This is a genomic window from Pseudomonas sp. o96-267 (assembly GCF_003935465.1).
Classification (GTDB): Bacteria; Pseudomonadota; Gammaproteobacteria; order Pseudomonadales; family Pseudomonadaceae; genus Aquipseudomonas; species Aquipseudomonas sediminis.
Map to the genome: position 1 here is coordinate 38,497 of NZ_RHQP01000039.1, position 8,733 is coordinate 47,229.

Sequence of the window (8,733 nt, forward strand, 5' to 3'; positions counted from 1 at the left end):
ATGTGTGACGGGCCAATTCCAATGACCAAAACCGTACGCATCGGCTGCGCCTCCGCTTTCTGGGGCGACACCTCCACCGCTGCCGCTCAACTGGTTCGCGGCGCCGAACTGGATTATCTGGTGTTCGACTACCTGGCCGAGATCACCATGTCGATCATGGCCGGTGCGCGCATGAAGAAGCCGGATGACGGCTACGCCCGCGACTTCGTCGAGGTGCTTGCGCCGCTGCTCGGAGAACTGGCAGCGAAGAAAACCCGCGTCATCAGCAACGCCGGCGGGGTCAACCCAATGGCCTGCGCTGCGGCCCTGAGCGCCGCCTGCGAGCAGGCCGGGGTGAACCTGAAGATCGCCGTGCTGCACGGTGACAACCTGCAACCCAAGCTCGGCGAGCTGGTCAAGGCCGGCACCCGCGAGATGTTCACTGACGCGCCGCTGCCGCCCTTCTGCGTGTCGGTCAACGCCTACCTGGGCGCACCGGGCATCGTCGCCGCTCTGGAACAGGGCGCCGACATTGTCATCACTGGCCGCGTGGTCGACAGCGCCGTGGTCAGCGCCGCCCTGGTGCACGAATTCGGCTGGGCCTGGAGCGACTACGACAAGCTGGCCCAGGCCGCGCTGGCCGGGCACATCATCGAGTGCGGCGCGCAGTGCACCGGTGGCAATTTCACCGACTGGCGCGACGTGCCGGACTACGAGCACATCGGCTTTCCCATCGTCGAAGTCGAGGACGATGGCCGTTTCGTCGTGACCAAGCCGGATGGTTCCGGCGGCTTGGTCACGCCTTTTACCGTTGGCGAGCAGATGCTCTACGAGATCGGCGATCCGCGCGCCTACCTGCTGCCGGACGTGATCTGCGACTTCACCCAGGTCGAGCTGAGCCAGGTCGGTGACAACCGCGTGCAGCTGCAGGGCGCACGCGGCGTGCCGCCCACCGACCAGTACAAGGTCAGCGCCACGCACCCGGACGGTTTCCGCTGCACCGCCAGCTTCCTGCTGGCCGGTATCGATGCCGTGGCTAAGGCCGAACGGGTCAGCGAGGCGATCATCAAGAAGACCGAAGAAATGTTCGCCGAGCGCGGCTGGGGCCGTTACCAAGAAGTCAGCGTCGAGCTGCTCGGCAGCGAAGCCACCTATGGCGTCCATGCTCACCGCAAATACAGCCGCGAAGTGGTGGTGAAGATCGCCGCACGCCATGCCAAGAAGGAGGCGCTGATCCTCTTCTCCCGCGAGATCGCCCAGGCTGCCACCGGCATGGCGCCGGGCCTGACCGGCATCGTCGGCGGCCGCCCCACCGTCTACCCGGTGATCCGCCTGTTCAGCTTCCTGGTGGACAAGAGTGCCTGCGCCTTGAGCGTCGAGATCGATGGTGAACGCCAGCCGGTCGCCCTGCCGCAGATCGATATCTACGATCCGGCCCAGCTTCGTGCACCGGCCGCCCTGCCCGTGCCAATGGGTGAAGCCGACTCCGCCGTACCCCTGATCCGCCTGGCCGTGGCCCGCTCCGGCGACAAGGGTAATCACAGCAACATCGGCGTGATGGCCAGAAAGCCCGAATACCTGGCATGGATCGCTGCTGCACTGACGCCCGAAGCCGTGGCCAACTGGATGACGCATACCCTGGACGCCGAGCAGGGCCGCGTCAGCCGCTGGTACCTGCCAGGCAGCCACAGCCTCAACTTCCTGCTGGAGAACGCGCTGGGCGGTGGTGGCGTCGCCAGCCTACGCATCGACCCGCAGGGCAAGGCTTTCGCCCAGCAACTGTTGGAGTTCCCGGTGCCGGTGCCCAAGGCGTTGGCCGACAGCCTGAACACTGCAACCGTCTCGTAGCGCGCAACGCGCACCGTAATCACTCAGGACAACAAGAACAATGAGCTACGACTCCGTATTCAAACCTGGCCTGTTCAATGAACAGACCATTCTGGTCACCGGTGGTGGCAGCGGCATCGGTCGCTGCGTGGCCCACGAGCTGGCCCATCTGGGCGCTCATGTGGTGCTGGTCGGGCGCAAGCAGGAAAAGCTGGAGAAGACCTGCGCCGAGATCACCGAGGACGGTGGCAGCGCCAGCTTCCAAGTCTGCGACATCCGCGACGAAGAAGCCGTGAAGGCCATGATCGGCGCGGTGATCAAGGAACGCGGGCGCATCCACCAGCTTGTGAACAACGCCGGCGGCCAGTTCCCCGCGCCGCTGATCGGCATCAATCAGAAAGGCTTCGAGACCGTAGTGCGCACCAATCTGGTGGGCGGCTTTCTGGTGGCCAAGGAAGTCTTCCTGCAAAGCATGAGCAAGCACGGTGGCAGCATCGTCAACATGCTCGCCGACATGTGGGGCGGCATGCCCGGCATGGGCCACTCGGGCGCGGCGCGGGCCGGCATGGAGAACTTCACCAAGACCGCCGCCTACGAGTGGGGCCACGCTGGCGTGCGGGTCAACGCCGTGGCGCCGGGCTGGATCGCCTCCAGCGGCATGGACACCTACCCCGAGTCGATGAAGAACATGATCCGCAACCTCAAGGATCACGTGCCGCTGCAGCGCATCGGCACCGAGTCCGAGGTCGCCGCGGCCATCGTCTTCCTGCTCAGCCCCGGCGCCAACTTCATCAGCGGCAACACCATCCGTATCGATGGCGCCGCCAGCCAGGGCACCCGCGCCTGGACGCTGGGCAAGGCGAAAAACAGCGAGTCCTACAACGGTTTCCACCGGGCCTACGTGCCCGACGTACTGAAAGATCAGGAGTAAGGCGATGCCCGTGATCCAATCGGAAATCGATGTCCATGGCGAAGCCTTCGCGCAAAATCGCGACGCCATGCTGACAGCCATCGCGACCTTCCGCGACGTCGAGCAGAAGGTGCTCGACAAGGCCCAGGAAGCCAAGGCCAAGTTCGAGAAGCGCGGCCAATTGCTGCCGCGCGAACGCATCAACCTGCTGCTCGATGCCGGCGCGCCCTTTCTCGAACTGTCCTCGCTGGCCGGCTACAAGCTGCACGACGACAAGGACGGCAGCCAGGCCGGTGGCGGCCTGATCGCCGGTATCGGCTATATCGCCGGCGTGCGTTGCCTGGTGATCGCCAACAACAGCGCGATCAAGGGCGGCACCATCTCCCCCACGGGCCTGAAGAAATCCCTGCGCCTGCAGCAGATCGCCTTCGAGAACAAACTGCCGGTGGTGACCCTGGCCGAGAGCGGCGGCGCCAACCTCAACTACGCCGCCGACATCTTCGTCGAAGGCGCGCGCGGCTTCGCCAACCAGGCGCGCATGTCGGCCATGGGCCTGCCGCAGATCACCGTGGTGCACGGCTCCAGCACCGCCGGCGGGGCCTACCAGCCCGGCCTGTCGGACTACGTGGTGGTGGTACGCGGCAAGGCCAAGATGTTCCTCGCCGGCCCGCCTCTGCTGAAAGCCGCCACCGGCGAGATCGCCACCGACGAGCAACTCGGCGGCGCCGAGATGCACGCCCAGGTCGCCGGCACCGCCGAGTACCTGGCCGAGAACGCCGCCGACGGCGTGCGCCTGGCGCGCGAGATCCTTGGCATGCTGCCCTGGAACCAGCAGTTGCCGGCGCGTCCGGCAAAAAGCTGGCGTGAGCCGCTTTACCCGGCCGAGGAACTGCTCGGCCTGGTGCCGGCCGACGCCAAGAAGCCCTACGACGTACGCGAGATCATTGCACGCATCGCCGATGGCTCGGAGTTTCTCGACTTCAAGAACGAGTTCGACAGCCAGACCGTCTGCGGCCACCTGCAGATCGAAGGCCAGGCCTGCGGCTTCATCGGCAACAACGGCCCGATCACCCCGCAGGGCGCGGCCAAGGCGGCGCAGTTCATCCAGCTTTGCGAGCAGAGCAACACGCCGATCCTGTTCTTCCACAACACCACCGGCTTCATGGTCGGAACGGAATCGGAACAAAACGGCGTGATCAAGCACGGCTCGAAGATGATTCAGGCCGTGGCCAACGCCACGGTGCCCAAGCTCACCATCGTGGTAGGTGGCTCCTACGGCGCCGGCAACTACGCCATGTGCGGCCGCGGCCTCGACCCACGTTTCATCTTCGCCTGGCCCAACAGCAAGACCGCCGTGATGGGCGGCGCCCAGGCCGGCAAGGTGCTGCGCATCGTCACCGAGGACAAGCACGTCAAGGAAGGCAAGGAAGCCGATCCGAAGATGCTCGACATGCTCGAACAAGTCACTGCGCAGAAGCTCGACAGCCAGTCCACCGCCCTCTATGGCACCGCCAGCCTGTGGGACGACGGCCTGATCGACCCGCGCGATACGCGCAAGCTGCTGGGCTTCTTGCTGGACATCTGCGCCGAAGCCAACCTGCGACCGTTGAAGAAGAACAGCTTCGGCGTCGCGAGATTCTGACCGTAGGGTGCGCCATGCGCACCAACCAAGATCGCGGTGCGCACAGCGCACTCTACTGGAGAACAACAACAATGATCTTCACTCAAGAGCACGAAGAACTCCGCCGTACCGTCCGCAACTTTGTCGACAAGGAAATCAACCCGCACGTCGATGAGTGGGAAAAGGAAGGCCGCTTCCCCATCCATGACATTTTCAAGAAGGCCGGCGAGCTGGGCCTGCTGGGCATCTCCAAGCCGGAAAAATTCGGCGGCATGGGCCTGGACTACAGCTACTCCATCGTCGCCGCCGAAGAGTTCGGCACCATCCATTGCGGCGGCATCCCGATGTCCATCGGCGTGCAGACCGACATGTGCACCCCGGCCCTGGCACGCTTCGGCTCCGATGAGCTGCGCGAAGAGTTCCTGCGTCCGGCCATCACCGGCGAGATGGTCGGCTGCATCGGCGTCTCCGAAGTCGGCGCCGGCTCAGACGTGGCGGGCCTGAAGACCACCGCCCGCAAAGACGGCGACGACTATGTGATCAACGGCAGCAAGATGTGGATCACCAACTCGCCGTCGGCCGACTTCATTTGCCTGCTGGCCAATACCAGTGACGACAAGCCGCACGTCAACAAGTCGCTGATCGTGGTGCCGATGAAGACGCCCGGCATCACCGTCAGTCCGCACCTGGACAAGCTCGGTATGCGCAGTTCCGAGACCGCCCAGGTGTTCTTCGACAACGTGCGTGTGCCGCAGCGCTATCGCATCGGCCACGAAGGCGCCGGATTCATGATGCAGATGCTGCAGTTCCAGGAAGAGCGCCTGTTCGGCGCGGCCAACATGATCAAGGGTCTGGAACACTGCGTCGACACCACCATCGACTACTGCAAGCAGCGCCACACCTTCGGCCAACCACTGATCGACAACCAGGTCATCCACTTCCGTATGGCCGAGCTGCAGACCGAGATCGAGTGCCTGCGCGCGCTGGTCTACCAGGCCACCGAGCAGTACGTGAAAGGCCGCGACGTGACCAAGCTGGCGTCGATGGCCAAGCTCAAAGCCGGCCGTCTGGGCCGCGAAGTGTCCGACAGCTGCCTGCAGTACTGGGGCGGCATGGCCTTCATGTGGGACAACCCGGTGTCGCGCGCCTACCGCGACGTGCGCCTGGTCAGCATCGGCGGCGGCGCCGACGAAATCATGCTCGGCATCATCTGCAAGCTGATGGGCATCCTGCCAGGGAAAAAGAAAGGCTGACCTGCCACTCATCCCGTGCGGCGGGTTTCACCCGCCCTACACCGAGGCTATGCGATGAACGATCTGCCCCACTGCGAAACCCTGCTGCTGAATTACATCGGTGGCGTGCTGCACGTCACCCTCAACCGGCCGGACAGTCGCAACGCCATGAGCCTGGCCATGGTCAGCGAGCTGCGCGCCACCCTGGAGGCCGTGCGCCATGATCCGAACGTACGCGCCCTGGTTCTGCGCGGCGCCGGCGGCCACTTCTGCGCCGGCGGCGACATCAAGGACATGGCTGGCGCCCGCGCCAAAGGTGGGGACGCCTACCGCGAGCTGAACCGCGCCTTCGGTGCGCTGCTGGAAGAGGCCCAGGCCGCGCCGCAGGTGCTGGTTGCCGTGCTGGAAGGCGCCGTGCTGGGTGGCGGCTTCGGCCTGGCCTGCGTCTCCGACGTGGCCATCGCCGCCAGCGGCGCCAAGTTCGGCTTGCCGGAAACTACGCTGGGCATTCTCCCGGCGCAGATCGCTCCCTTCGTCGTGCACCGCATCGGCCTGACCCATGCGCGCCGCCTGGCCCTGACCGCCGCCCGCTTCGACGGTGCCGAGGCCCTGCGTCTGGGCCTGGTGCACTACTGCGAGCACGATGAAGCTGCCCTGCAACAGCGCCTGGACGAAACCCTGGAGCAGATTCGCCAATGTGCGCCACAGGCCAATGCCCAGACCAAGGCCCTGCTGCTGGCCAGCGAACGCGAAGCACTCGGCCCGTTGCTCGACCGCGCTGCCGAACGGTTCGCCGCCGCCGTGACCGGCGCCGAAGGCGTCGAGGGCACCATGGCCTTCGTGCAGAAGCGCAAGCCGAAATGGGTACAGTAAAACTCCCCTCTCCCGCTTGCGGGAGAGGGGCTGGGGGAGAGGGTTTGGCCTTGCGCAGCTCCTCTCCCTAACCCTCCCCCCAAGGGGAGAGGGAATGAATTGACGTAACCCGGATGCCATCCGGAACAGACCATCCAGGTAGCACAGCAGGAACACAAAGATGCCCGCATTCAACAAGATCCTGATCGCCAACCGCGGCGAGATCGCCTGTCGGGTGATGCGCACCGCCATCGAACTCGGCTACCGCACCGTGGCGGTGTACTCCGAGGCCGATGCCGACGCCCGCCACGTGCAGATCGCCGACGAAGCCGTGTGCATCGGCCCGGCCCAGGTCAACCAGTCCTACCTGCGCATCGACGCCATCATCGAAGCCGCGCGCAAGACCGGTGCCGACGCCATCCACCCCGGCTATGGCTTCCTCTCCGAGAACGCCGATTTCGCCCGCGCATGTGAAGCAGCCGGCATCGTCTTTATCGGCCCGACCGTGGAAGCCATCCACCTGATGGGCAGCAAGCGCCTGTCCAAAATCGCCATGCTGGAGGCCGGCGTGCCCTGCATCCCCGGCTACGAAGGCGCCGCCCAGGATGACGACACCCTGGCCAGCGAAGCCGAACGCATCGGATACCCGCTGATGATCAAGGCCAGTGCCGGTGGCGGCGGCCGCGGCATGCGCCTGGTGCACGAATCCGCCGAACTGCTGGGGCAGATTCGCACCGCCCGCTCGGAGGCGCAGAATGCCTTCGGTTCCGGCGAGCTGATCCTCGAACGCGCAGTGATCCGCCCACGCCATGTGGAGATCCAGGTCTTCGGTGACCAGCACGGCAATATCGTCTATCTCGGCGAGCGCGACTGCTCGGTGCAGCGTCGCCACCAGAAGGTGGTCGAGGAGGCACCCTGCCCGGTCATGACACCGGAGCTGCGCAAGGCCATGGGTGAAGCGGCGGTCAAGGCTGCAGCCTCGGTGAGCTACGTCGGCGCCGGCACCGTGGAATTTCTGCTCGACGCCAGCGGCGAATTCTTCTTCCTGGAAATGAACACCCGCCTGCAGGTCGAGCACCCGGTTACCGAGCTGATCACCGGGCAGGATCTGGTGGCCTGGCAGATTCGCGTCGCCGAAGGCCAACCCCTACCGCTGCAGCAGGACGACATTCGCCTCACCGGCCACGCCATGGAGGTGCGCCTGTACGCCGAGGACTCGGCCGCCGGCTTCCTGCCGCAAACTGGTCAGGTTCTGCGCTGGGAGCCCGAACTGCTGGCTGATGTGCGCATCGACCACGGCCTGGTCGAAGGCCAGGCTGTCACCCCCTTCTACGACCCGATGCTGGCCAAGGTCATCGCCTACGGCGAAACCCGCGACGAAGCCCGGCGCAAGCTGGTGCGCGCCGTCGAGCAGTGCGTGCTGCTCGGCGTCAACGGTAACCAGCGCTTCCTCGCCAACCTGCTCAAGAACCCGGAGTTCGCGGCCGGTAATGCCACCACGGCCTTCATCGCCGAACACTTCGCCGATGACCCCAGCCTACATCCGCACACCGCCAGCCTGGCCGAGCTGGCCATGGCCGCCGCCCTGCTCTACCAGGCCTCGGCCGATGCCCGTGCGCATCAGCCCGGCCTGTCCGGCTGGCGCAGCGCCGGCAGTGCGCCCTGGCGTTTCGTCCTCAAGCAGGGCGAGCACAAGCACGCCGTGGAGCTGGACGTACTCGCCAGCGGCGCCCAAGCGCACCTTTGCGTGCGTCATGGCGAGGAACAGCTGTCCCTGCGCCTGCTAGCCAGCGACGGTCGCTGGCTGACCCTGGAACTGGACGGTGTGCGCCGCCGCCAGGCTTACCACATCGAAGGCGAGCACCTGTGGTTGTATGGTGAGCACGGCAACCTGGAACTGGTTGATGTCACCCACGAGCCGGCCGGCGGCCAGAACGCCGCCAGCAGCGGCGCGGTCAAGGCACCGATGGATGGCGCCATCGTCGATGTACTGGTCACCGAGGGCGCCAGCGTCAGCAAGGGGCAACTGCTGGTGGTGCTGGAAGCGATGAAGATGGAGCACCCGCTCAAGGCTGGCGTCGACGGCATCGTTCGCCGCGTCGGCGTAAGCCAGGGCGACCAGGTGAAGAATCGCCAGTTGCTGGTGGAAATCGAAGCCGCCGAGGTTTGACCACATCACCGCGGGGGGGGGGGGGGGGGGGGGGGGGGAAAAAAAAAAGAAACACACACCGCAGCAAACACCCAACCCCCCCACCAAAAAAAACACCCCCACCAAAACACGAAAAAAAAAAAACAAATCATATATAAACACC

Annotated in this window: 6 protein-coding genes; all 6 read left to right on the forward strand. The window is 65.3% G+C overall.

Going from position 1 to position 8,733, the window contains the following annotated elements:
- The first annotated feature begins 21 nt into the window (after positions 1–21).
- The 6 genes from EGJ86_RS21535 to EGJ86_RS21560 all read left to right on the forward strand — a co-directional run bounded on the left by EGJ86_RS21535 (position 22) and on the right by EGJ86_RS21560 (position 8,591).
- The gene (locus EGJ86_RS21535; RefSeq protein ID WP_125836566.1) at positions 22–1,827 is read left to right on the forward strand and encodes an acyclic terpene utilization AtuA family protein; all 1,806 of its coding nucleotides are present in this window, start codon (positions 22–24) and stop codon (positions 1,825–1,827) included.
- 40 nt (positions 1,828–1,867) lie between these two features.
- On the forward strand, positions 1,868–2,737 hold the full coding sequence (locus tag EGJ86_RS21540) for an SDR family oxidoreductase (protein WP_106735247.1): 870 nt from the start codon (positions 1,868–1,870) through the stop codon (positions 2,735–2,737).
- Between the two features lie 4 nt (positions 2,738–2,741).
- Positions 2,742–4,358: a geranyl-CoA carboxylase subunit beta gene (gene atuC, locus EGJ86_RS21545; RefSeq protein WP_125836567.1), complete on the forward strand. Its 1,617-nt coding sequence runs from the start codon at positions 2,742–2,744 to the stop codon at positions 4,356–4,358.
- A 71-nt stretch (positions 4,359–4,429) separates the two neighbouring features.
- On the forward strand, positions 4,430–5,590 hold the full coding sequence (gene atuD, locus EGJ86_RS21550; RefSeq protein WP_125836568.1) for a citronellyl-CoA dehydrogenase: 1,161 nt from the start codon (positions 4,430–4,432) through the stop codon (positions 5,588–5,590).
- A 54-nt stretch (positions 5,591–5,644) separates the two neighbouring features.
- On the forward strand, positions 5,645–6,442 hold the full coding sequence (gene atuE, locus EGJ86_RS21555; RefSeq protein ID WP_125836569.1) for an isohexenylglutaconyl-CoA hydratase: 798 nt from the start codon (positions 5,645–5,647) through the stop codon (positions 6,440–6,442).
- A gap of 160 nt (positions 6,443–6,602) precedes the next feature.
- Complete coding sequence (locus EGJ86_RS21560) at positions 6,603–8,591, forward strand: acetyl/propionyl/methylcrotonyl-CoA carboxylase subunit alpha (RefSeq protein WP_125836570.1); 1,989 nt, start codon at positions 6,603–6,605, stop codon at positions 8,589–8,591.
- Positions 8,592–8,733: the final 142 nt, after the last annotated feature.